This window comes from Pseudoduganella sp. jia 9 (genome assembly GCF_055502615.1).
Genome location: NZ_JBUPWE010000010.1, coordinates 83,956 through 107,576, shown reverse-complemented (window position 1 = coordinate 107,576; position 23,621 = coordinate 83,956). Strand labels below are relative to the sequence as shown.

The following is a 23,621-nucleotide window of genomic DNA, read 5'->3' as shown; positions in this document are numbered from 1 at the left end:
GGATGGCCGCGAAAGTATCCTGCGCACGATTGGTGCTGTCAATTTGTGCACGCCAGGCGACACAACATGCCACGGCGTTCTATCGTGCGCGACTAGTGTGTCAGCTTACCGTACAGTAGACATTTATCAACATTGCGACCTTTTTTGCAAACTTCATGACGGAGAGCGCCTTGACGGACCATGAGAAGCCGGCGCAGCCCGTCGTTCCAGCCCACCTGGGCTTTCTTGCCGCCCCCGGGGAGATGGCGGGCCTGATCGCCGCACACGACTGGTCGACCACGCCGCTCGGCCCCCTGGATGCCTGGCCGCAGAGCCTGCGCACCACCGTCAGCCTGATGCTGAACTCGAGCCATCCGATCTGGATCGGCTGGGGCCCGGAAGCGACCTTCCTGTACAACGATGCCTATGTGGAAGTCCTCAGCCGCGCCAAGCACCCGTGGGCGCTGGGCCTGCCAGCGGCCCGGGTGTGGGCGGAAATCTGGGACTTCTGCGGGCCGCTGGCCGACAAGGTGTTCCGGCAGGCCGAAGCCACGTTCGTCGCCAATGTCCAGCTGTACATGAACCGCGGCAGCTACCTGGAAGAGACGTGGTATTCGTTCTCGTACAGCCCGATCGTCGACGAGTCGGGCGGCGTCGGCGGCCTGTTCTGCCCCTCCACGGACGTTACCGCCAGCAATCTGAACACACGCCGGCTGGCCACGCTGTCGGCGCTGGCCGCGGCCGCCGGCGAAGACAGCGTCACGCGCGCCTGCGCGACGGCCATGGCGACCATCGGCCGGAATCCGCTCGACATGCCGTTCGCCCTGCTCTACCTGGTGGACGAGGAATCCGGCACCGCGCTGCTCCGGCAGGCGGTGCACCTGCCACCGTCCGAGCGCGTCACGCCCACCGCCATTGCGCTCGACGATGCCGCCGCGCCTTGGCCCATTGCCGAGGTTTGCGCGGCCGGCAGCGCCGTGCTGGTGCCGCTTGGCGGCGTGGCAGGACTGCCGGCCGGCGTTGCCGGGCAGCCCGTCACGCAGGCGCTCGCGCTGCCGCTGGCGATCCCGGGGCGCACGCGGGCAGCCGGCGTGCTGATCGCGGGCGTCAACCCGGCGCGGCCGCTCGATGCCGAGCACCGGACCTTTTTCGGCCTGCTGGCCGGGCAGGTCGCGGCGGCGCTGCAGAATGCCACCGCGGCCGAGGAGCAGCGCCGCCGCGCCGATGCGCTGGCCGAGCTGGACCGCGCCAAGACCGCGTTCTTCGCCAATGTGAGCCATGAATTCCGCACGCCGCTGACGCTGATGCTGGCTCCGGTGGAGGATGCGCTGGAGGACGGCACAGCGCCGCTGCCGCCGGCGCAGCGCCAGCGCCTGGAACTGGCGCACGACAACGCGCTGCGGCTGCAAAAACTGGTCAACACGCTGCTCGATTTTTCGCGCGTGCAGGCCGGCCGCATGCATGCTTCGTATGCCGAGGTGGACCTGGCGGCGCTGACGGGCGACCTGGCCAGCGGCTTCCGCTCGATCGTCGAGAGCGCCGGCCTGGCGCTGGACGTGCACTGCGAGCCCTTGCCGGCACCGGTCTGGGTGGACACGGCCATGTGGGAAAAAATCGTGCTGAACCTGCTGTCGAACGCGTTCAAGTTCACGTTCGAGGGCCGCATCGCGGTCGCCCTGCGGCAGCAGGAGGGCCACGCGGTGCTGACCGTGCAGGATAGCGGCGTGGGGATTTCCGAGCACCACCTTGACAAGATCTTCGAGCGCTTCCAGCGCGTCGAGGGGGCGCGCTCGCGTTCGCACGAAGGGTCCGGCATCGGCCTGGCGCTGGTGCGCGACCTGGTGGACCTGCATCATGGTGCGATTACCGTCCGCAGCGAGCCCGGCAACGGCACCTGCTTTACCGTGACTTTGCCGCTGGGCCACGCGCACCTGCCGGAAGAGCGCCTGGCCGGCCGCGCCGACGGCACCGCTTCGGCCGCCACGCTGCAGGCCTATACGACCGAGGCGCGGCGCTGGCTGCCGCGGCAGGCCGGCGACGAGGAAGACGATCGCACGCTGCTGGCCCATGGCGCCCACGTGCTGGTGGCGGACGATAACGCCGACATGCGCGGCTACCTGGAGCGCCTGCTGCGGCAGCGCTGGCGCGTGACGACGGTGGCGAACGGCCGGGAGGCGCTGGAAGCGGCCAGGCGCGAGCGTCCGGACCTGATCGTTTCCGACGTGATGATGCCGGAACTCGATGGCTTCGGCCTGATCGCCGCCGTGCGGGCGGACGACGCGCTGCACGACTTGCCGGTGATGCTGCTGTCGGCACGCGCCGGCGAGGAAGCGCGTATCGAAGGACTGAATGCCGGCGCCGACGATTATCTCGTCAAGCCGTTTTCGGCGCGCGAGCTGCTCACGCGTGTCGAATCGCAGTTGATCCGCTACCGCATCCGCCAGGTGGAGCGTGCGCATGCCGAGCGCATGGCCGAGGTGTTCATGCAGGCGCCCGCGGCGATCGCGATCCTGCGCGGCACGAATCTCGTCTACGAGCTGGTGAACGAGCGCTACGCCGGGCTGATCGGCGGACGCGACGTGCAGGGTACGCCATTCCGGCAGGCGCTGGCGGAAGTATCCGACCTGAGCCTGTTCGAGGAACTGGAGCACGTGCTGGCCAGCGGCGAGCCGGCGGTGGGCCGGGCGCGCCGTGTGGCGCTGCAGCGCCAGCCCGGCGCGGAGCCCGAGGAATGCTTCTTCGACTACGTGCATCAGCCGATCCGCAACACTGCCGGACAGGTGGACCGCGTCGCCATCGTGGCATTCGACGTGACGGCGCTCGTGCGGGCACGCAGCGACGCCGAGGTGGCGAACCGCGCCAAGGACGAATTCCTGGCAATGCTGGGCCACGAGCTGCGCAATCCGCTGTCGCCGATCCTGGTGGCGCTGGAACTGATGCGGCTGAAAGGCATCGGCACGCTCGACAGGGAACATGCGGTGATCGAGCGGCAGGCGCGCCACCTGGTGCGCCTGGTGGACGACCTGCTCGACGTGGCCCGCATTGCCCAGGGCAAGTTCGAACTGCGGCGCGAACGGATCGCATTGGGGACACTGGTGACGCAGGCGGTGGAAACGGTCAGCCCGCTGCTGGAAGAACGGCGGCACCGGCTGCGCCTCGATGTGCCGGCGGCCGGGTTGACGGTGGATGCCGACGCCGTGCGCTTCGTGCAGGTGTTGTCGAACCTGCTGACGAACGCCGCCAAGTACACCGGCGATGGCGGCGACATCGGCCTCGAAGCGCGGCGCGTGGAGAACGACGTGGTGATCCGCGTAACCGACAACGGCATCGGCATCTCGCCCGAGATGCTGCCGCAACTGTTCGACAAGTTCGTCCAGGAGCGCCAGGCGCTGGACCGCTCGCGCGGCGGCCTCGGCCTGGGCCTGGCGATCGTCAAGAGCATCGTCTCGCTGCACGGCGGCACTGTCACCGCCAGCAGCGCCGGTGCCGGCCGGGGCAGCGTGTTCGAGGTGCGCATGCCGCTGGCACCCGGTGCGGTGGATAGTACCCCGGTCGCGCAGTCACCTTTCGCGATGAAGCCCGTGGCGGCCGGCGGCGACATGCCGGCCGGGCGCAGCCGGATCATGCTGGTGGACGACAATCCGAACGTGCTGGATGGGCTGCGCGCCATGCTCGAACTGCGCGGCCACGAGGTGCATGCCGTGTCCGATCCCGCCACGGCGCTGCGTCTGGCCGACAGCCTGGCGCCTGACCTGGCCATCCTCGACATCGGGCTGCCGGGCATGGACGGCTATGAGCTGGCGGCCGAACTGCGCCGCCGGCCGCACCTGTGCGACACCCGGCTGATCGCGCTGGCCGCCTATGGCCAGGAAGCCGATCCGCGCCGCGCCGCCGCCGCCGGCTTTACCGCGCACCTGGTCAAGCCGGTCAACGCGCGCGAGCTGCAGGCGCTGGTGGAAGATGAAGTCCAGGTGCCGTAGTCGTGCCGTCGCATTGTTGCAAAAAGATATCTAGACTTTCTTCAAAGGAATTTTATCGATTCGACCGTGTTACACTTTTTCCGTGTAATGCCTCGCGCCGACCTGTCCGCAATCCGTCCGTTCCCGCTTCCGCCTCCCGATGCACTTCAAGCTGCCCCTCGCGCTCCCCTGCTGGCTTTACCGGCTGATGGCCGGCTGCTGGCTGGCGCTGGCGCTGGTCCTGCTGCCGGCGCATGCAGCCCCGGGCGAGCGACGGGTGCTGGTCCTGTATTCGCTGGGCCCAGATACCATGTCGAACTGGCAGCGGCTGCTGCACGACGGGATGTACGACGAACTGGGCAAGCGCGGCGACGCCACGATGCCGGTCATCCACGAGGAACGACTGGACGCGATCCGTGTCGGTGCCGATGCCGCGACGGCCGGCATGGCGCCTTACCTGCGCAGCAAGTATGCCAGGGTGAAATTCGACGTGGTGGTGACCGAAGGCCAGGTGGCCGCCACGTTCCTGGGCGAGCATCCCGACCTGTTCCCCGGAGCGCGGCGTTTCTACGTGAATTTCGGCCACTCGGGCTGGCAGCCGCGGGACGGTACACCAATCGCCGTGCATCCCGATTTCGACCGCGCGGTCGGTATCGTGGCGCGCACGGCGCCGGACGTTCGGCACCTCGTCGTGATCGGCGACAGCAGCGAGCGGGTACAGCGCTGGGTCGCCGCGATCCGCGTCGCGGCCGCCCGCCACGCCGGCAAGATGACGTTCGAGTACTGGACCGAGGAGGATTTCGACCGGGTGGCAGGCAAGCTGGCGACGCTGGACCGGCACAGCGCCCTGCTGTTGCTGGCTGCCGGCCTGAACGACAAGGCGGGCCGCCTCGATCCGCATGACATGGCGCACCGCATCGCCGCCGCCAGCCCCGTGCCGGTGTTTACGCACCTGGATTCGCTGGTACTGCCCGGCATGGTGGGGGGCTACGTCCTCAGCGGCGAAGGCATCGGACGCGTGATCGCCCGCATCCTGGTCGGCGCACGCACCGACGATATCGCGCTGCAGCGCTATGTGTTCGATGCGCCCACGGTCAGCCGTTTCGGCCTGCGCGACCTGCCGGCCGATGCCAAGCTGCTGAACCGGCCGGACAGCGTTTGGGAACGCTATCGCTGGCAGATCGTTTCCGGCATCACGCTGATCGTGTTGCAGGGCGCGCTGATCACGGCGCTGGTGGCGGCACTGCGCGAGCGCCGCCGTACGCTGGCCGCGCTGAACGACGAGCGCGATCACCTGGAAGAGCGCGTGCAGCGGCGCACGCTCGAATTGCGCACCGCGAACACGCAGCTGGAACAGTTGGCCACGACCGATCCGCTGACCGGCATCGCCAATCGCCGCAAGATGACCGAGCAGATCGACGCCGAACTGGTTCGTGCTCGGCGTTTCGGCCACCCGGTCTCGGTGCTGATGGTGGACATCGATTTCTTCAAGCGCATCAACGATACCTTCGGCCACGATACCGGCGACAAGGCGATCGTCGCGGTGGCGCAGCTGCTGGCCGGATCGCTGCGCACGATCGACACCGCGGCGCGCTTCGGTGGCGAGGAATTCGTGGTCCTGATGCCGGAGACCGAGGAAGCGGTTGCCGCCGTGGCGGCGGAGCGCCTGCGCATCGCGGCGGCCGCGCTTCGCCTGCATGCCGAAGACGGCAGCGAAGTGACGCTGACGATCAGTATCGGCGTTGCCTCGGCGGTTCCTGGCGACACGCCGTCGACGCTGCTGATGCGTGCCGACCAGGCGCTGTACCGCGCCAAGGAGGAAGGCCGCGATCGCGTGGTACGGTTCCAGGGGCCTGGCCTGTCCGGCCTGCAGCCGTAGCTTTGGACGTAGCCGCAGCCTCTGCCTCTGCCCCCGCCTCTGCCAGGAAAAGGCCGCCGCAAAATCCGCGCCTGTCATCCGCCCTATAATTGCCCGTCCAACGTTTCCATTTGCCGACCATGCCGCACAACACCATCGAGATCAACCGCGCGATGGACCTCGCGATGAATCACTTCGACGGCCGCCACAGCGTGTGGCTGTTCGGCTACGGTTCGCTGATCTGGAAGGCCGATTTCCCGTTCATCGAACGGCGGCCGGCCTCCATTGCCGGCTGGGTGCGCCGCTTCTGGCAAGGCTCGCACGACCACCGCGGCACGCCGGACGCACCGGGCCGCGTGGTGACGCTCGTGCCGCAGGAAAACGCCGTCTGCCAAGGCATGGCTTACCTGGTCACGCCGGAAGAATTCGTGCACCTCGACCACCGGGAAAAGAACGGCTACCTGCGGCTGCCGACCGAGATCCGTTTCGATGGCGGGGGCAGCGAAAAGGGCCTTGTCTACATTGCCCGGCACGACAATGCCGCTTACCTGGGCGAGGCTTCGGAATGGGAGATCGCGCAGCACATTGCCGGTGCGCGCGGCCCCAGCGGGCCGAACGCGGAATACCTCGTGCACCTGGCACATGCGCTGCGCGACATGGGGCACGAGGATGAGCATGTGTTTGCGATCGAGCGCCACCTGGCCGGCCTCGGCCGCTGAAGCCGGGCCGGCAGCGCTCGCCCGGAGCACACACCACGCCCGGGCCGGATACTAAAACAGGCTCATCTGCCCTGCCGCCTCCGCCCGACGGGCCTTCGCTCCCTGTGGCGGCACCACCAGAGGCGGCCTGAACTGCGTGCAATCGAGCTGCCGGAACCGGGTGCCGCGGCCCGCCATGCCGCAGCGCTGGGTGGCCTTCTCCACGCGCTGGCGGATCAGGTCGGCCCACAGGCCCTGGCCGCCCATCCGCGTGGCGAACGACGCATCGTAATCCTTGCCGCCGTGGATTTCGCGCACCCGGTTCATCACACGCTGGGCACGGTCCGGGAAGTGCGCTTCCAGCCAGTCCTTGAACAAGGGATTGACTTCCCATGGCAGGCGCAGCACCACGTAGCTGGCCTGGATGGCACCGGCATCGAAGGCCGCCTCGATCACTTTTTCGATCTCCGGTTCCGTGACGAAGGGGATGATCGGCGCGACCGACACGCCGACCGGGATGCCCGCCTCCGTCAGCGTGCGGATCGCCCGCAAGCGCCGTTCCGGCGACGCGGCGCGCGGTTCCAGCGTGCGCGCGATTTTCGGGTCGAGCGTGGTGAGCGTGATCGACGCCGCCGCCAGGCGCTGCTCCGCCATCGGCGCGAGAATGTCGATATCGCGTTCGATCAGCGACGATTTCGTGATCAGACCCACCGGATGGCGGCATTCCCGCAATACCTCGAGCACACGCCGCGTGAGCTTCAGCTCGCGCTCGATGGGCTGGTAGGCATCGGTATTGACGCCCAGCGCGATCGGTTCCACCGCGTAGCCCGGTTTCGCCAGTTCGCTGCGCAGCAATTCGGGCGCATTGATCTTTGCATACAGCTTGCTCTCGAAATCGAGTCCGGGCGACAGGCCCAGGTAGCTGTGCGTGGGCCGCGCAAAGCAGTAAATGCAGCCATGCTCGCAGCCGCGGTACGGATTCAGCGAGACGCCGAACGGAATATCGGGCGACTGGTTGCGCGACAGGATCGATTTCGCCGTTTCCTCGGTGACATGGGTGCGCCACACGCGTGCTTCCTCTTCCTCGCGCAGCCAGCCGTCGTCGAACGTTTCGCGCACGTCCACCTCATAGCGGCCCTGCACGTTCGTGACGGCGCCGCGCCCTTTCAGCGCCTTCAGCGAGCGGGGCATCAGCATGACCTGCTCGGCCTGGGGATCGGTAGCCTTGGTGAAGTCATTCGTGGTGAAGTTGTCTCGGTGCATGGCCGCTCCAGAGTTCCATATAACTGTATGTATATACAGTATTCTAGGCCGTTCTTCAAGAGCATGCAACCGCCGCATGCACCTTGGCAGTTCGCCAACTGGTATGATTCGCAATTGCCCGTCCGGAGCACCCCCGGACCCACCATCCATAAGCAATATGACTACCAAAAACCCGTCCTTCCTGGCCAGGATCCCGCTTGCCTTCAGCGCTTTCTTCAAGACGCTGGGCGACGCCGAATTCGCCGGCCGCTACCAGAACGACCAGATCGGCCCGGTGGCCGCGCCCCCTGCGCCGGCTCCGGCACCCGCTCCTGCCCCGGCCGTTGCCCCGATCCCCGCACCGGTAGCGCCGCCATTGCGCGAAGCAACGCCCGATGCGGCACTGCAACTGCTGTCGCTGCTGCAGCGCGAAGCGCGCCTGATCGACTTCACGCAGGAGAACCTGGCCGGCTATTCGGATGCCGACATCGGCGCGGCCGCCCGCGTGGTGCACGAAGGCTGCAGCAAGGTACTCAAGGAGCACTTCACCATCGAAGCGGCGCGCACGGAAGCCGAAGGCAGCCGCGTGACGCTGGAAGAAGGCTTCGATGCCGCCGCCGTGCGCCTGACCGGCAACGTGGTCGGCAAGCCGCCGTTCAAGGGCACGCTGAGCCACCGCGGCTGGCGTGCCACGGCGGTGCGCCTGCCGAAGCTGGCCGAGGCCCACGATGCGAAGATCCTGGCGCCGGCGGAGGTGGAACTGTGAGCGAACTGAACAACGCGCCGCGCTACGCGATCGGCATCGACCTGGGCACCACCCACAGCGCGCTGTCGTATGTGGACCTGGGTGCCAGCGATGGCGAAAAGACCCGCCAGTCGGTGCTGCGCGTCCCGCAGCTGACCGCGCCCGGCACGGTGGAAGAGCTGCCGCTGCTGCCGTCCTTCCTGTACCTGCCGCACCCGGACGAGGTGCCGCCCGGCGAGCTCGCGCTGCCATGGAGCACCGAAGGCGAAAGCTCGGTGGCCGGCGAAATGGCGCGCAGCCGCGGCGCCACCACGCCGATCCGCCTCGTGTCGAGCGCGAAGAGCTGGCTGTGCCACCCCGGCGTGGACCGCCGCGCCGCGATCCTGCCGAACGATGCGCCGGAAGAAGTCACGCGCGTCTCGCCGCTGGAAGCTTCCACCCGCTACCTGGCCCACCTGCGCCAGGCGTGGAATGCCGCGCACCCGGATGCGCCATTCGGCGAACAGGCCGTGACGGTGACGATTCCCGCCTCGTTCGATCCGGCCGCGCGCGAGCTGACCGCCGAGGCGGCCCGCGCCGCCGGCTATGACGCCGTGACGCTGCTGGAAGAACCGCAGGCCGCGCTGTACAGCTGGATCCAGGGCAGCGAAGGCCGCTGGCGCAAGGAAGTCAAGCCGGGCGACATCATCCTCGTCGTCGACGTGGGCGGCGGCACCAGCGACTTCTCGCTGATCGCCATCGCCGAGCGCGACGGCGTGCTGGAACCGCACCGCGTGGCCGTGGGCGACCATATCCTGCTGGGCGGCGACAACATGGACCTGGCCCTGGCCCACCTGGTGGCACGCAAGCTGTCCGCGAACGGCACGCAGCTCGACCCGTGGCAACTGCGTGCGCTGACCTACGGCTGCCGCGCCGCCAAGGAAAACCTGCTGGCCGACGCCAGCGCCGACAGCTGGCCGATCGTGGTGCCGAGCCGCGGTTCGAAGCTGATCGGCGGTTCGATCCGCACCGAGCTGACCCGCGACGAAGTGACGGCATTCATCACCGACGGCTTCTTCCCGAAGGTGGAAGCCACTGCCCGCCCGGCCGTGCGCACCCGCGCCGGCCTGACGCAGCTGGGCCTGCCGTATGCGCAGGATGCCGCGATCACGCGCCACCTGGCCGCCTTCCTGGGCCGCCAGAAGGGAGCGACGGCCGACGTGCCCGGTTTCGCCGGGCGCCAGAACCCGGACCATTCGTTCCTGCACCCGAGCGCCGTGCTGTTCAACGGCGGCGTGTTCAAGTCGGCGCAGCTGGCCCAGCGCGTGATGGACACCATCAACGACTGGCTGTACATGGAAGGCGCGGAGGCCGCGCGCATGCTGGGCGGCGCGGACCTGGACCTGGCCGTCGCCCGCGGCGCGGCCTACTACAGCTATGTACGGCGCGGCGCCGGCGTGCGCATCCGCGGCGGCACGGCCCGTTCGTACTACGTGGCGGTGGAATCGTCGATGCCGGCCATTCCCGGCATGGAACCGCCGATCCAGGCACTGTGCGTGGCGCCGTTCGGCATGGAAGAAGGCAGCGAACTGGAATTGCCGGGGCAGGAATTCGGCCTCGTCGTCGGCGAACCGGTGCAGTTCCGCTTCTTCGGTTCGTCCACGCGCCGGCAGGACCAGGTCGGCACCGTGCTCGATTTCTGGGGGCCGGACGAACTGGTGGAACTGAACGAGATCCATGCCGAGCTGTCGCCGGAAGGCCGCCAGCCGGGCGACGTGGTGCAGGTGCGCCTGCACGCGCATGCCACCGAGGCCGGCACGCTGGAACTGCTGGCGGTGGCCGATGACGGCCAGCGCTGGAAGGTGGAATTCGACGTGCGCGGCACCGCCGAAGGGCAATGACACCTTACCTGGTCAGCATCGACCTCGGCACCACCAACACGGTGCTGGCCTACGCCGCACCCGGCGCGACCGAAGTCCAGCTGCTCGACATCGACCAGTTGACCGCGCCGGGCGAAGTACATGGCGCGCTGTTGCTGCCGTCGAGCCGCTACCACCCGGCCGAGGGCGAGCTGGGCCCGGCGGAACTGCAGCTGCCATGGCTGCAGGCCGACGTGGCCGGCGTCGAGCGCTTCGTCGTCGGCCGGCTGGCCCGCACGCTCGGCGCCCAGGTGACCGGGCGCTACGTGGCCAGCGCGAAAAGCTGGCTGTCGCATCCGGGCGTCGACCGCACGGCGCCGATCCTGCCCTGGGGTGCGTCCGACCGTGCGCCGGACGGGGTGCCGAAAGTCTCCCCGGTGGCTGCCAGCGCCAGCTACCTGGCGCACCTGCGCGGCGCCTGGAACGCCCGTTTCCCCGATCATCTGCTGGAAGACCAGCGCATCGTGCTGACCGTACCCGCGTCGTTCGACGAAGGTGCGCGCGCGCTGACGCTGGAAGCGGCCAAGATGGCCGGCCTGCATGGCGTGCGGCTGCTGGAAGAACCGCAGGCGGCACTGTACGACTGGCTGTACCGCCACCGCGCCACGCTGGCCGAACAGCTGGCGGACACGCGGCTGGTGCTGGTGGCCGACGTGGGCGGCGGCACCACCGACTTCTCGCTGGTGCAGGTGCGGGTGGCGAACGGCGAACCGGTGCTGGAACGGATCGGCGTGGGCAACCACCTGATCCTTGGCGGCGACAACATGGACCTGGCTTTGGCGCACCTGGCCGAATCGCGCCTGGCGCCGCAGGACAGCCAGCAGCGACTCTCGGCTGGACGGCTGGCGCAGCTGACGGAACGCTGCCGCGCCGCGAAGGAACAGTTGCTGGCGGCCGGCGGTCCGGAACAGGCCAGCGTCACGCTGCTCGGCAGCGGTTCCAGGCTGATCGGCGGCAGCCGCTCGGTGGCGCTGACCCGGGCCGATGTGGCGCAGGTCGTCGTCGAAGGCTTTTTCCCGCTGAACCAGGAGCAGGCCGAGGCGCGCCGGTCGCGTGGCGGCATCGTCGAATTCGGGCTGCCGTATGCCAGCGATGCCGCCGTTACGCGGCATCTCGCCGGATTCCTGCGCCAGCATGCGCAGGCGGCGCGGGCCGCGCTGGGCATCGCCGACGACACCAGCTTCCCGGTACCCGACACCCTGCTGCTGAATGGCGGCGTATTCCGCGCCGATGCGCTGGCGCAGCGGCTGGCCGATACGCTGGACGGCTGGCGCAGCCAGCAGGGGCTGGGACCGGTCAAGCTGCTGCACAACGATAACCCGGACGTGGCCGTGGCGCGCGGCGGCGTCGCCTATTCACTGTCGCGGCAAGGCATGGCGCCGTCGATCGCCGGCGGCTCGGCGCGCGCCTACTACCTGCTGCTCGATGCCGACAAGGCGCCGGGCGTGAAGCGCCGCGCCGTGTGCATCCTGCCGCGCGGCGCCCAGCCGGGCAGCGAGGTGACGCTGGCCGACCGCACGTTCGGCCTGCGCGTCGGCCGGCCGGTGCGCTTCCACCTGGTCTCCACCGTGACCGACCTGCGCCACGGCGCCGGCGACCTGGCCGACCTGGATCCGGCCGACTACGTACCGTTGCCGGCAATCTCCACCGTGCTGAAGTCCGACGACACGAAGGTGCCGAAGGAAATCCCGGTGCGGCTGGCGGCGGCGCTGTCCGAAGTCGGCACGCTGGAAGTGCATTGCGTGGAAGCGGCAAGCGGCCGGCGCTGGCTGCTGGAGTTCCAGTTGCGTGGCGAGGAAGAGTCGGCGCCGGAGCCGCAGGACAACGCGCCGCCGCCGCGCTTTGCCGATGCCGTCGAGAAGATCGACCGGATCTTCGGTTCCCGCGTGCTGCAGGTGGAAAGCAAGGAAGTGCGCCAGTTGCGCGGCCAGCTCGAGCAGCTGCTGGGCAGCCGCGAACGGTGGCCGACCGCGCTGCTGCGGCACCTGTTCGACGCGCTGATGGCGCGTGCGAAAGGCCGCCGCCGTTCGGCCGAACATGAGCGCGTGTGGCTGAACCTGGCCGGCTGGTGCCTGCGGCCGGGCTTCGGCGCGCCGCTGGACGACTGGCGCATCGGCCAGCTGTGGGCGCTGTTCGACAGCGGCGCCCAGTACTTCAAGGACAGCCAGGTGCGCGCCGAATGGTGGACGCTGTGGCGCCGCGTGGCCGGCGGCCTGTCCACCGACATGCAGCTGCGCCTGCTGGACGATTTCGCCTTCAACCTGCAGGCCAGCGCGGCCGAGCGGGGCACCCGTCCCGCCACGCTGGTCGACGGCAGCGAGGAAGACATGCTGCGGCTGGGCGCTTCGCTGGAGCGCATCCCGGCCGCCTACAAGGCCGAGATCGGCGACTGGATGGTGGCAACTCTCGGCAAGCTGCCGACCGCCGGCCCGAAGTTCGACGCCAAGGCGGCCGCCAGCTTCACCCGCTACCTGTGGGCGCTGGGCCGCGTGGGCGCACGCAAGCCATTCCACGGCAGTGCGCACGAGGTGGCACCGGTGGCCTCGGTGGAAACATGGCTGGGTACGATCCTCAAGCTGGACTGGAAGAAGATCGAACCGGCCGGCTTCGCGGCCGCGCACCTGGCGCGCATGACCGGCGACCGGTCGCGCGACATCAGCCCTGCCCTGCGCGATGAAGTACTGCGCCGGCTGACCGGCGTGGGCGCGCCGCCGACGTGGAGCGCGATGGTGCGCGACGTCGTCGAACTGGACCAGGCCAGCGAGCAGCGCATGCTCGGCGACGCGCTGCCTCCGGGGCTGAAGCTGATCAGCTGATCAGCTTCCAGGGTGGCCGTGCTGCGCGGCCAGCGCCTGCTGCTGGCCGACGAAGCCGTCGAAGGCTTCGATCAGCGCAGCAAAGCGGGATACGCCGAAGCGCGCGTCGCCGCGCATTCCTTCTTCCTCCAGCCGGGCCAGCGCATACGCCGTGGCCTCCAGCGTCGACAACTGTCCCGGCGCGTGCGCCTTGCGGATCAGGTAATGCGACGCCGGCACATCGGTCAGCGCCAGCCGGGGCAGCGCCTGCAGCGCCGGGTTCGAATACAGCATCTTGCGGCTCTTGCGCCAGGTGGCATCGAGCACGACGAGCATCACGGTGTCGGCCGGTACCGGCGCGAACGGCGGCGGTGGCGGAATGCCGAGCGAACGGTCGCCCGGCGTGTCGGGGTACAGCAGCACGGGCTGGCGGGGCCCCTCCAGCAATGCGCCGAGCTTGTCGAACGTTTCACCGACAACGAGCGTGCTGCCGGGCAGGCACAGGTGCAGCAGCCGCGCGCTGTTCTTCGCGTTCGCCGTCTCCATCGGGTGCTGCAGGATCAGCAGTGACGCATGGCTGTCGACCCGGCGTATCCAGTGGCAGATGCACGCACTGGCAGCGCGCAGGCAGGTGGGGCATTGCGCGCGCCGGTTCGTCGTTTCCTGGGTCATCCGCGCATTGTAGCCGGGCTTGCAACCATCTTCAGGCGGGCAGCGCGATGGGCCGATCCCGGCTGCCGTGATCTTCGCGGCGGCGCATCGGCGGCGCGGCATCGAGCCGGAACACGGCCACCGCATCGGCCAGCCGGTCCGCCTGCTCCTGCATCGCGGCCGCGGCGGCCGCCGCCTGCTCGACCAGCGCCGCGTTCTGCTGCGTCACCTGGTCCATCTGCGTGATCGCCGTGTTGACCTGCTCGATGCCATCCTGCTGCTGCGCGCTGGCATCGGCGATCTGGTTCATGATCTGCGTGACCTTGCCGATCGCCGCATCGATGTCGCCCATGGCATGGCCGGCGCGGTCGACCAGCGCGCTGCCGGCCTGGACCTTCTGCACCGAGTCGCCGATCAGCTCCTTGATTTCCCTGGCCGCCGCGGCCGAACGGGCGGCCAGCGCGCGGACTTCGGACGCCACGACGGCAAAGCCCCTGCCCTGCTCGCCGGCGCGCGCCGCTTCGACGGCCGCGTTCAGCGCCAGGATATTGGTCTGGAAGGCGATACCGTCGATGACGGCGATGATGTCGACGATGCGGCCCGACGAGGCGTTGATGTCCTCCATCGTGCGCACGACATCGGCCACCGCGGCGCCGCCCTGGCCGGCGAGTACGGCGGCGCCATCGGCCAGCGTGCGGCCTTCGCGCGCATTGTCGGCATTCGAGCGCACTGTCGATGTCAGTTCCTCCATCGTGGCCGCGGTCTGCTGCAATGCGCTGGCCTGCTGCTCGGTGCGCGACGACAGGTCGAGGTTGCCGGCCGCGATCCCGGCGGCGGCACTGGCGATCGTGTCGGTGCCGTTGCGAACCTGGCCGACGATGGTCTGCAGGCTGCCGTTCATCTTTTTCAGCGCGCGCATCAGCTCGCCGGTTTCGTCGCCCCGCGACGCATCGATGGCACTGGTGAGGTCGCCGGACGAGACGTTCTCGGCCACCTGCACGGCCTGCCGCAGCGGCGCGGTGATCGCCCGCGTCAGGCGCCAGGCCAATATTACGCCTGCCACGGTGGCGCAGATGCCCAGCGCGACCAGCAGGTTGCGGCCAGTTGCGTAGCTGGCCTGGATGGCGGCTGCGGTGGCGTCGAGTGCAGTCTGCTGCGTTTTCAGCAGGCTGGCCAGCGCGGCCAGGTAGGCTTCCCGGGTGGTGTTCAGGTCGGCCGCATACAGGCGCTGGGCGGTAGCCATGTCGCCGGCGGCCTTCGCCGCCAGCATCGTCTTGCGCGTGTCGGTGTACTGCTTGCGCGTTGCCATCACGGCGGCGTGGCCGCGGCGCGAGTCCTCGTCGGCCAGCGTGCGCCCCAGCAGGTCCTGGATCTCCGTCGCCCGTTTCGACGATGCCGCCATCGTGGCCTCGATGGCCTTTTGCGCCGCCGGGTCCGGCGCCAGGAATGCGGCGATGGTGCGCGCCGCGTTGACTTCGATGACCTTGTTCCACTCGGCCATCAGGCGTTCGTTGTGGACCCGCTGCGTGACCAGTTCGTCGGTCAGCCGGCTGGCGCCCTGCATGCGCAGCACGCCGGTGACCGTCATTGCCGCCAGCAGCGCCAGCACGAGCGCGAAGCCAAGCGCCAGGCGCGCGCCGATTCGGAGATTGCCCATATTGCCTCCCTGCATTATCTTTGCAAGCCAGTCTGCCGATAACGCGGGGAGAATGCAAGCGGAACGCGGCAACGGGAATCAGTTCTCCGGTTCCCGCGCGACAGTGCCCAGCAATTCATCGAGCTGGGCCATCTGGCCGGGGTCCTTGACGACGGCGCGCAGCCATTGATGCAGGGGCATCGCCGCCCATGCCGCGGCCTTGTCGGCGAGATAAGCCACCGGGCTGTGGGGCTCGCTGCGGCGGAAGTACTCGGCCACCTTGTGCAACTGGTCGATGGCTTGCTGCCGCGATGCGACCGTGCCGTCGGCGCACGCCTTCAGGAGCGGCTGTGCGGAGGCGGCATCGTCCGCGGCGGCTGGTGCGGCGGGCACGGTGGGTCTTGCCAGCAGTCCGATGAAATCGACAGCGTGCTGCAGCGCATCGCGCGCGGCCATGAAGCTGGGGCCGTCGCCGCCGAGCCGCCGGTCGACCGCCTCCTCGAACGCGCGCAGTGCTTGCAGGCAGTACTGCGCGTCGGCCAGCAGCATGGCATTGAATGCATCGGCGTTGCGGCGGCGGCGCGCATCGAGCTCCTCGACCGTCGGGCCGCCCGGCGCGGGGCGATTGCCCCATTCGTCCGCCCCCTGCGCACTGGCGGCGCGCTGGCGCGCGGCGTCGAAATCGGCCAGCGATACGGCGCCGTCCTCGGTGAGCGGGATTTCCTTCACCAGTTGCGGCGAACGCGTGAGCAGCCAGAACAGGTTACCGATGCGCTGTTCGTGGTCGCCCGCTTCGGCTGCGGGATACAGCTCGTCCCAGAAGCGTTCGCACAGCCCCGCCAGCAGCGCGTAGCCGTCGCCCAGGCCGCGGAAATGGCGCGTCTTCGCATGGGCCTCGGCCAGCCAGACGGCCAGCCGCAAGTCCTTGCTGCGCGAGCGGATCAATTTTTCGCAGTGGCGTGCCACGTAGGGCCAGTCGGCTTCCTTCAACGCCTCGACCCATTCGCCCTGGTCGAGCGCGGGATCGTCGTGGCGGCGGGCGTGGGCGATGGTGTCCACTTCCGTTGAAAAGCTCAGGTCTTCGCCGCAGGACTGGGCGACGCTGATGGGAACGAGCAGTTGAGCGATGTCGAGCATGATGGTCTCCTCTATCGGATGGTGTAGCGGAACTGGCCCTGGCGCGTGGCGCCGGCCTTGATCCTGGCGATACCGGCCCCTTCGGCCATGCGGGCCAGCACGGCATCGGCGATTTCCGGCAACAGCGTGCCGTTCAGGATGTTGTCGACGTTGCGCGCGCCCGAATCGACTTCCGTGCAGCGCGCCAGCACGGCCTCGACCAGCGCGCCATCCCACGAGAACTCGGCCTGGTGATTGGCGTGCACGCGCTCGGCGATGCGCGCCAGCTTGGCGCGGATGACGCCGGCCAGCACGTCGTCGCCCAGGGGATAGAACGGCACGACCTGCAGGCGGCCCAGGAACGCCGGCTTGAAGTGCTTCATCAGTTGCGCGCGCACCAGTTCCTGCAGCTGTTCGGGCGCCGGCAGGTCGGCCGGCGCCTTGTTCAGGCAGGCCCCCATCAGCGTGGCCGAGCCGGCATTCGACGTGGCGATGACGATGGTGTTGCGAAAGTCGATTTCGCGGCCTTCGGCATCCTCCATCACGCCCTTGTCGAACACCTGGAAGAACAGTTCGACGACGTCCGGATGGGCCTTTTCGATTTCGTCTAGCAGTACCACGCTGTAGGGGTTGCGCCGCACCGCTTCGGTCAGCACGCCGCCTTCGCCGTAGCCGACGTAGCCGGGCGGCGAGCCCTTCAGGCCGGAGACGCTGTGTGCTTCCTGGTATTCGCTCATGTTGATCGTGACAAGCTTGCGTTCCCCGCCATACAGCAGGTCGGCCAGCGCCAGCGCCGTTTCGGTCTTGCCGACGCCGGACGGGCCGACGAACAGGAACACGCCTTTCGGCTTGTTCGGATCGTCGAGATTGGCGCGGGCGGTGCGCACGCGCCGGGCGACCGCGGCGATCGCATGCGGCTGGCCCAGCACCCGTTCGCCCAGTTGCAGGTGCAACTGGCGCACAGTGTCGATTTCATCCTTGACCATGCGGCCCAGCGGAATGCCGGTCCAGCCGGCGACGACGCCGGCCACGGTGGCGGCATCCACCTGCAGCTGCACCAGGGGCGCTTCGCCTTGCAGTGCACGCAGCTCCTGCTCGGCGGCGCGCGCCCCTGCCGGATCGCCCCCTTCGGCGCGCAGGCTGCGGATGCGCATGCCGAGCGACTTCTCGCACTCCCAGCGCTGTGCCAGTTCGTCCTGGCGGGCCCGCAGCATGCCGCGCTCGTCGCGCAGCGCGGACAGGCGGTTGCCGCCAGGGCCACCGCTGGCTGCGGCGGCGAGGCAGCCATCGGCCATGTCGCGCTCCAGTGCCGCGATCTCGACGGCCAGCGCGGCCAGCCGCCGATGGCAGCCTTCCAGCTGCGCCGGCACGGTGCTCTGGCCCAGCGCCACCTGGGCACAGGCGGTATCGAGCACGCCGACCGCCTTGTCCGGCAACTGGCGGCCGGCAATGTAGCGGTGCGACAGGCGCACGGCGTCGACGATGGCCTCGTCCAGCACGCGGATATTGAAATGCTTCTCCATCAGCGGCACCATCGCGCGCAGCATCGAGCAGGCCGTTTCCTCGTCCGGTTCCTCGACCTTGACGACCTGGAAGCGGCGCGCCAGCGCGGCATCCTTTTCAAAATACTTCTTGTACTCGCTCCACGTGGTGGCGGCGATGGTGCGCAGTTCGCCGCGCGCCAGCGCCGGCTTCAGCAGGTTGGCGGCATCGTTCTGGCCGGCCTGGCCGCCGGCGCCGATCATGGTGTGCGCCTCGTCGATGAACAGCACGATCGGGTGCGGGCTGCGCTTCACTTCGGCGATGACGCTCTTCAGGCGGTTCTCGAACTCGCCCTTGACGCTGGCGCCGGCCTGCAGCAGGCCCATGTCCAGCGCATGGATATGCACACCCTGCAGTACTTCCGGCACGCTGCCTTCGGCGATGCGCAGCGCCAGGCCTTCGACGACGGCGGTCTTGCCGACGCCGGCCTCGCCGGTCAGGATCGGGTTGTTCTGGCGGCGGCGCATCAGGATGTCCACCGCCTGGCGGATCTCGGCCTCGCGGCCGACCACCGGATCGATCCTGCCATCGCGGGCAAGCTGCACGAGATCGGTGGTGAACTGGTCCAGCGCCGGCGTTTTCGCGGCGACCTGCCGCACCGGGTCGGCGCCGGCCGTGTCCTCCGCAGCGGCGGACGGCGGCGTTTCGCCGGAATCGCGGGTCAATTTGTCGAGATGGTGTTTCAGCTCGTCGACCGGGAAGCGCGCGAACAGCGGCGAACCGCGGTGCGCCAGTTGCGCCAGTTCGGGTTCGGTCAGCAGCGCCAGCAGCAGGTGGGCACTGCGGATCTGCGCCGGCTGCTGCTGCGCCAGCGATGCCAGCAGCCAGGCATGTTCGAGCAGCGGCGGCAGGTGGCGCGAGAAGACCGGCACGCGGCTGCTGCCGGTTTCGAAGCGGGCCAGTTCGGCGCGCAGGTCGGCTTCCAGCGCCTCCACGGAGATGCCGCAACGCCGCGCGATGGTGGTGAAGTCGCTGCCCGGTTCTTCCAGCAGCGCCAGGAACAGGTGCTCCAGGTCGACTTCGTAGTGGCCCATGCCCAGGCACATGCTGGCTGCCCGCGTGGCGGCCTGGCGTGTGGTGTCGTTCAGTTTTCCGATCAGCGTTTTCAGGTTGTTCATGCGCTTCCTCTCGCGTTGCGGCGGATCGAGTAATGCAGCGTCGACGGCTGCAATACCGCGTCGAAGTTGATGGGTTCGGATACGCCGGGTGCGTGCAGCACGCCGGTGATGACGAAGTTGATCCGGTTGACGGTGCCCGCCTGCTGTTCGACACGGGCGACCACGCTGCGCAAGCGGGGTTCGTGCCGCTCGATCGTGGTGCGCAGGCTGTCGCAGATGCGGGTGCGGTCATCGGTACTGGACAGGCACATGCCGGCGATGTCGATCAGCCCGTAGGTAAGGATCGACGCGGCGCATTCGGGCCAGCCGTCCAGCATCTCCGCGGGCAGCGCCATGCGCGTGTTCAGCAGGTCTTCCAGGTCGCGCGCCACCGCGTCCTTCAGCTGTTCCAGCGACAGCCGGGAGCCATGGCCGCGGTCGCCGAGCAGGCGGTCGAACAGGCCGGGCGTATAGCCAGTCATAGGTCCTCGCGTAAAAAAAAACCGCGGCGTGAGCCGCGGCAAAGTCGCCGTCGCAAATCAGACGATCCGGTTCGCCGACAGATCCCAGCCGCCGGAGGTATTGCCACCCGCGCCGCCGGTGATCTTCTGCTGCGTGTAGCGCCAGCGGATCTTGGAGAATTTCAGGGCCACCGATTCGGTGAGGATGTCGCCTTCCTCGACCGATGGCGTCACGGCGCCGATCAGCACGTTCTCGATCTCGATCTCGTAGTACTTGATCCGTTCCCCCTGCGCATCGGCGCGCATGAATTCGAACTTGGCCTTCGGGATCGTGCGGCCTGCCGAGCAGGTTTGCAGCAGCACGGGCGACGCCAGGTCGGCAAGTTTCTGGAGCACGATGTCCTGGTGCTCGCAGCGTTCGGCGGTGTGGCCGCCGCCGGTGGACGAGGTGGCGGACTTCGGCTGCGCCACGCCCCAGCTGACGGACTTGCACTCGATCCAGTCCTTGTGGCGGTCATCCATCGACTCGCCCTTGATACCATCAATCTGCAGATAGACGTCAATTGCCATTGCATTCTCCTTCGTGGTTGATCAACTGGTTGTTTTCGGCAGCTCCGCCACCAGGCGCAGCGAAACGGTCAGCTCGTCGAGCTGGAAATGCGGCCGCAGGAAGCTGACGGCGCGGTAGACGCCGGGCCGGCCCGGTACTTCATGCACTTGCACCGACGCTTCCCGCAGCGGGAATTGCGCCTTCTGTTCCTGGCTGGCGTTATCGTCCAGCAGCACGTACTTCATCAGCCAGCGGTTCAGGAAGTCCTCGACATTCGATGCGGAGGCGAAGCTGCCGATCTTGTCGCGCATCATGGCCTTCATGTAGTGCGCAATGCGGGACACGGCAAAGATGTACTGCAGCTGCGACGACAGTACGGCGTTTGCATTGGCCGCCTCGGTGCTGTAGCGGCGCGCCTTCTGCGCCGACTGCGCGCCGAAGAACGCGGCGTACGAGGTGTTCTTGCAGTGGACCAGCGAGATGAAGCCGAGGTCCGACAATTCCTTTTCGCGCCGGTCGGTGATGGCCACCTCGGTCGGGCATTTCAGGGCGACTTCGCCTTCGTCGGTCTTGAAGGTATGGGTCGGCAGGTCGTCCACCAGGCCGCCGCCCTCCACGCCGCGGATCGCCGCGCACCAGCCGAATTCCTCGAAGGCGCGGGTCAGCCTGGCGCCGAAGGCGTAGGCGGCGTTGCACCACAGGTATTTCTGGTGGTCGGTGCCGTCCACGTCCTCGACGAAGTTGAAGCCGTCGACAGTGGTGCCGTCGACCGGATTGAACGGCAGGCGGCCCAGGAAACGCGGCAGGGTCAGGCCCACGTAGCGCGAGTCCTCCGATTCGCGGAAGGCCTTCCACTTCGCGTATTCCAGCGTGTCGAACACCTTGGCCAGGTCGCGCGGCTTGCCCAGGTCGCCGAAGCCCTCCAGGCCGAACAGCTCGGGCGACGCGGCGCTGATGAACGGCGCATGCGCGGCCGCGGCAACGTGCGACATCTGCTCGACGAAGTAGATGTCTTCCGGCTGGCGCGAGATCTCGAAGTCGCCCAGCAGCGCGGCATACGGAGCGCCGCCGAACGTGCCGAACTCCTCTTCGTAGATCTTGCGGAACATCGCGCTCTGGTCGAACTCCAGAGCGCCCTGGAAATCGCGCACCAGCTCGCGCTTGGTGGCATTCAGCATGCGCACCTTCAGGCCGGGGCCGGTGGCGGTATTGCGCACCAGGTAGTGCAGCCCGGTCCAGCTTTGCTCGAGCTTCTGGAAGGCCGGCGCATGCATGATCGCGGACAGCTGCTCCGAGATCAGCCGATCGAGTTCGGCGACACGCGCATCGATGGTGGCCGACAGGCTGTGGGACACGATCACGGCGCCTTCCAGTACCTGGCTTACCAGCTCGCCGATGATGTCCTTCGCCCGTTCGTGTTCGGCGCTGGACTTGGCCACCCTGCTGCGTTCGACGATCTGGTCCAGCAACGCCGTGCTTTCGGCAACCTGGGGCACGCCCCCTGCTTGCAGTTGAGCGGACATGTCATTCCTCCCCGGCCGGCGGTTTCAGTTGCGACAGCTGGTCGGTGTTCTTCAGCACGTCGGTGAGGATGTCTTCCAGCTTGTCGTTGCCGGCCAGCTTGTTGCGCAGGTCGGCCAGCTTGGTGCGCGCGTCGAGCAGCTTCGCCAGCGGCTCGACCTGGCGCACGATCGACTCCGGCCGGAAATCGGCCATCGTGCGGAACTGCAGTTCGACGGACAGGTCGCCTTCGCCCGTCAGTCGGTTCGGCGCCTGCAACTGCACCGCCGGCGCCACGCCGGACAGCACTTCGTCGAAATTGTCGTTGTCGACGTTGACGAAGCTGCGGTCCTTCAGGCGCTTCTGCTCCTTGTCCGGACTGCCGCCGTAGTCGCCGATCACGCCGAGCACGAACGGCAGCTCCTTGTTCTCGATGGCATCGCCGATTTCCACGTCGTAGGTCATCTGCACGCGCGGCGGCCTGACCTTGGTGAGGCGTTTCTGCACGCTGTCGCCGTTTGCCATGGCTGCTCCTATTTCAGTGCGCCGAACGGATCGGCGCTGGTCGTTTGATTGGCCACGGTGCGCTTGGCTCCGCCGCCCGCAGGTTTCTTCACTGGCGGCTTGGCACTCTTGTTCGGCACCAGCACTTCTTCGCCCAGCGTGGTGCGCAGCAGGTTCGCCAGTTGCTGGGCTTCGGTGCGCAGCGGGCCGCCCAGGTGGTTCTGCTGGCTCAGGTCCGCCACGGCCTTGGTCGACAGGCGCAGGCCGGCAACGGCAACGATGCTGTTGCCCTGCCGGTCGTTGGGATCGCGCTGCAGCGCCTCGAGCGCATGCGTGATCGCATCGCCGTAGCTGCCGCGATCGAATTTCAGTTGCGCGATCTGCACCCACGGTGCCTTCTCGGCCGGGAAACGGCTGCCGGCGCTGCGCAGGATCGTGTAGGCCTTGTCGGCATCGCCGGCGGCAACGCTGCGCTCGGCGTCGGCCATCGCCGCGTCGAGTGTTGCCGACGCCGGTACGGCGGTAGCGTCGGTGGGGGTGGTGCTGGCGCAGGCCGACAACAACAGCGCGCTGGCCAGGCAGGTGATCAGGTGTGTCTTCATGGTTTCCTCCATGCAATGGGGTGAAGCCATTATTGAAGAGTTGCCTGTAGGAGAGGTTGCGTTGACGCAATCAATGCAATGGTAGTTGCGTGAACGCAAGTTTGACCGAGGGCTGGACCGGTTAAATGGGTAACCGACCCACATCGGCACATCAATCAACCACCAAGGAGCAAACATGAAGGCAAGCGCATGTATCTCAGCGGCCGTCGCAGCGGCCGTCACGGTGGCGACGCTGGCCGGCTGCGCGGGCGCATCGATCGCCGGGGCCGTGCTGCAGGTCGCCGGCATCAACCGGCCGCCCGAACCGCCCGATGCGCAAAAACCGCCGCGCAGCGTGACCATCCGGCTGCATGCCGCGCCTGCCCTCAACAGCGGCAACGGCGGGCCACCGCTGGCGCTGGTGGCGCGCATCTACAAGCTGCGCCAGGCCGAAGCGTTCGAGCGCCTGTCGTACGCAGCCTATGCCGGCTCCGCCAGCACCCAGGCCGAACGCGAGCTGCTGGGGCCCGACCTGGTGGAAGTGAAGGAGGTGCTGCTGATTCCAGGCCAGCGCTACGAGGTGACGGAAAAAGTCAGCCGGGAAGCCGGCTATGTCGGCGTGGTGGCATTGTTCCGCGCGCCCGACGGCCAGCGCTGGCGCGCGGCCTTTTCCGCCGCCGATGCCGAGAAGGCCGGGATCACGATCGGGCTGCATGCCTGCGCGCTGACGGTCGGCCAGGGTGCCGCGGCACGCCAGCCGCAAGTGGCCCGGCCGCCAACCATGGCGCACTGCGCCTGAACACTCACCA

Annotated in this window: 17 protein-coding genes; 7 read left to right on the top strand and 10 right to left on the bottom strand. The window is 68.2% G+C overall.

The features are described 5' to 3' along the window. Positions 1-170 precede the first annotated feature (170 nt). The 3 genes from ACY34H_RS14445 (at position 171) to ACY34H_RS14435 (ending at position 6,515) form a co-directional block, all read left to right on the top strand. Positions 171-3,959, top strand: a complete 3,789-nt coding sequence (locus tag ACY34H_RS14445; protein ID WP_464978177.1) for an ATP-binding protein — start codon at positions 171-173, stop codon at positions 3,957-3,959. A 139-nt stretch (positions 3,960-4,098) separates the two neighbouring features. Further along, positions 4,099-5,817 carry a diguanylate cyclase gene (locus ACY34H_RS14440; RefSeq protein ID WP_464978176.1) on the top strand — a complete coding sequence of 573 codons (1,719 nt, stop codon included), beginning with the start codon at positions 4,099-4,101 and terminating at the stop codon, positions 5,815-5,817. Between the two features lie 119 nt (positions 5,818-5,936). Continuing rightward, a complete protein-coding gene (locus ACY34H_RS14435) occupies positions 5,937-6,515 on the top strand; it encodes a gamma-glutamylcyclotransferase (protein ID WP_464978175.1) in 579 nt (192 codons plus the stop codon). 51 nt (positions 6,516-6,566) lie between these two features. On the opposite strand, the gene ACY34H_RS14430 is transcribed toward ACY34H_RS14435, so the two are convergent. Beyond that, positions 6,567-7,691, bottom strand: coding sequence for a PA0069 family radical SAM protein (locus tag ACY34H_RS14430; RefSeq protein WP_464978347.1), 1,125 nt, complete (start codon positions 7,689-7,691; stop codon positions 6,567-6,569). A gap of 223 nt (positions 7,692-7,914) precedes the next feature. Here ACY34H_RS14430 and ACY34H_RS14425 point away from each other — a divergent pair, with 223 nt between their 5' ends. Genes ACY34H_RS14425 through ACY34H_RS14415 form a run of 3 tightly spaced genes read left to right on the top strand, consistent with a single transcriptional unit; the run spans position 7,915 to position 13,195 of the window. Then, positions 7,915-8,502 carry a DUF2760 domain-containing protein gene (locus ACY34H_RS14425; RefSeq protein ID WP_464978174.1) on the top strand — a complete coding sequence of 196 codons (588 nt, stop codon included), beginning with the start codon at positions 7,915-7,917 and terminating at the stop codon, positions 8,500-8,502. Then, positions 8,499-10,361: an Hsp70 family protein gene (locus ACY34H_RS14420; protein ID WP_464978173.1), complete on the top strand. Its 1,863-nt coding sequence runs from the start codon at positions 8,499-8,501 to the stop codon at positions 10,359-10,361. Before ACY34H_RS14425 ends, ACY34H_RS14420 begins: the two co-directional genes overlap by 4 nt. Beyond that, positions 10,358-13,195, top strand: coding sequence for an Hsp70 family protein (locus tag ACY34H_RS14415; protein ID WP_464978172.1), 2,838 nt, complete (start codon positions 10,358-10,360; stop codon positions 13,193-13,195). Before ACY34H_RS14420 ends, ACY34H_RS14415 begins: the two co-directional genes overlap by 4 nt. On the opposite strand, the gene ACY34H_RS14410 is transcribed toward ACY34H_RS14415, so the two are convergent. The 9 genes from ACY34H_RS14410 to ACY34H_RS14370 all read right to left on the bottom strand — a co-directional run bounded on the left by ACY34H_RS14410 (position 13,196) and on the right by ACY34H_RS14370 (position 22,833). After that, positions 13,196-13,846, bottom strand: coding sequence for a tRNA-uridine aminocarboxypropyltransferase (locus tag ACY34H_RS14410; RefSeq protein ID WP_464978171.1), 651 nt, complete (start codon positions 13,844-13,846; stop codon positions 13,196-13,198). A gap of 31 nt (positions 13,847-13,877) precedes the next feature. After that, on the bottom strand, positions 13,878-15,482 hold the full coding sequence (locus ACY34H_RS14405) for a methyl-accepting chemotaxis protein (protein ID WP_464978170.1): 1,605 nt from the start codon (positions 15,480-15,482) through the stop codon (positions 13,878-13,880). Positions 15,483-15,560: 78 nt separating this feature from the next. Continuing rightward, positions 15,561-16,598: a type VI secretion system protein TssA gene (gene tssA / locus ACY34H_RS14400; RefSeq protein WP_464978169.1), complete on the bottom strand. Its 1,038-nt coding sequence runs from the start codon at positions 16,596-16,598 to the stop codon at positions 15,561-15,563. An 11-nt stretch (positions 16,599-16,609) separates the two neighbouring features. Continuing rightward, complete coding sequence (gene tssH / locus ACY34H_RS14395; RefSeq protein ID WP_464978168.1) at positions 16,610-19,237, bottom strand: type VI secretion system ATPase TssH; 2,628 nt, start codon at positions 19,235-19,237, stop codon at positions 16,610-16,612. After that, a complete protein-coding gene (tssE, locus tag ACY34H_RS14390) occupies positions 19,234-19,698 on the bottom strand; it encodes a type VI secretion system baseplate subunit TssE (protein WP_464978167.1) in 465 nt (154 codons plus the stop codon). The genes tssH and tssE overlap by 4 nt, the downstream gene beginning before the upstream one ends. Positions 19,699-19,755: 57 nt before the next feature. Next, the gene (locus ACY34H_RS14385; protein ID WP_464978166.1) at positions 19,756-20,247 is read right to left on the bottom strand and encodes an Hcp family type VI secretion system effector; all 492 of its coding nucleotides are present in this window, start codon (positions 20,245-20,247) and stop codon (positions 19,756-19,758) included. A gap of 21 nt (positions 20,248-20,268) precedes the next feature. Continuing rightward, positions 20,269-21,750 carry a type VI secretion system contractile sheath large subunit gene (gene tssC / locus ACY34H_RS14380; protein WP_464978165.1) on the bottom strand — a complete coding sequence of 494 codons (1,482 nt, stop codon included), beginning with the start codon at positions 21,748-21,750 and terminating at the stop codon, positions 20,269-20,271. A 1-nt stretch (position 21,751) separates the two neighbouring features. Then, complete coding sequence (gene tssB / locus ACY34H_RS14375; protein ID WP_464978164.1) at positions 21,752-22,252, bottom strand: type VI secretion system contractile sheath small subunit; 501 nt, start codon at positions 22,250-22,252, stop codon at positions 21,752-21,754. A gap of 8 nt (positions 22,253-22,260) precedes the next feature. Further along, positions 22,261-22,833, bottom strand: a complete 573-nt coding sequence (locus ACY34H_RS14370) for an outer membrane protein assembly factor BamD (protein WP_464978163.1) — start codon at positions 22,831-22,833, stop codon at positions 22,261-22,263. Between the two features lie 175 nt (positions 22,834-23,008). Here ACY34H_RS14370 and tssJ point away from each other — a divergent pair, with 175 nt between their 5' ends. Further along, positions 23,009-23,611, top strand: coding sequence for a type VI secretion system lipoprotein TssJ (gene tssJ / locus ACY34H_RS14365; RefSeq protein ID WP_464978162.1), 603 nt, complete (start codon positions 23,009-23,011; stop codon positions 23,609-23,611). The last annotated feature ends 10 nt before the right edge of the window (positions 23,612-23,621 follow it).

Coding starts and splice junctions, on each gene's coding strand:
- ACY34H_RS14425 (WP_464978174.1), top strand. CDS start 7,915: ATGACTACCAAAAACCCGTCCTTCCTGGCCAGGATCCCGCTTGCCTTC.
- ACY34H_RS14410 (WP_464978171.1), bottom strand. CDS start 13,846: ATGACCCAGGAAACGACGAACCGGCGCGCGCAATGCCCCACCTGCCTG.
- tssA (WP_464978169.1), bottom strand. CDS start 16,598: ATGCTCGACATCGCTCAACTGCTCGTTCCCATCAGCGTCGCCCAGTCC.
- ACY34H_RS14430 (WP_464978347.1), bottom strand. CDS start 7,691: ATGCTGATGCCCCGCTCGCTGAAGGCGCTGAAAGGGCGCGGCGCCGTC.
- tssE (WP_464978167.1), bottom strand. CDS start 19,698: ATGACTGGCTATACGCCCGGCCTGTTCGACCGCCTGCTCGGCGACCGC.
- ACY34H_RS14440 (WP_464978176.1), top strand. CDS start 4,099: ATGCACTTCAAGCTGCCCCTCGCGCTCCCCTGCTGGCTTTACCGGCTG.
- tssH (WP_464978168.1), bottom strand. CDS start 19,237: ATGAACAACCTGAAAACGCTGATCGGAAAACTGAACGACACCACACGC.
- ACY34H_RS14435 (WP_464978175.1), top strand. CDS start 5,937: ATGCCGCACAACACCATCGAGATCAACCGCGCGATGGACCTCGCGATG.
- tssB (WP_464978164.1), bottom strand. CDS start 22,252: ATGGCAAACGGCGACAGCGTGCAGAAACGCCTCACCAAGGTCAGGCCG.
- tssJ (WP_464978162.1), top strand. CDS start 23,009: ATGAAGGCAAGCGCATGTATCTCAGCGGCCGTCGCAGCGGCCGTCACG.
- ACY34H_RS14415 (WP_464978172.1), top strand. CDS start 10,358: ATGACACCTTACCTGGTCAGCATCGACCTCGGCACCACCAACACGGTG.
- ACY34H_RS14385 (WP_464978166.1), bottom strand. CDS start 20,247: ATGGCAATTGACGTCTATCTGCAGATTGATGGTATCAAGGGCGAGTCG.
- tssC (WP_464978165.1), bottom strand. CDS start 21,750: ATGTCCGCTCAACTGCAAGCAGGGGGCGTGCCCCAGGTTGCCGAAAGC.
- ACY34H_RS14370 (WP_464978163.1), bottom strand. CDS start 22,833: ATGAAGACACACCTGATCACCTGCCTGGCCAGCGCGCTGTTGTTGTCG.
- ACY34H_RS14405 (WP_464978170.1), bottom strand. CDS start 15,482: ATGGGCAATCTCCGAATCGGCGCGCGCCTGGCGCTTGGCTTCGCGCTC.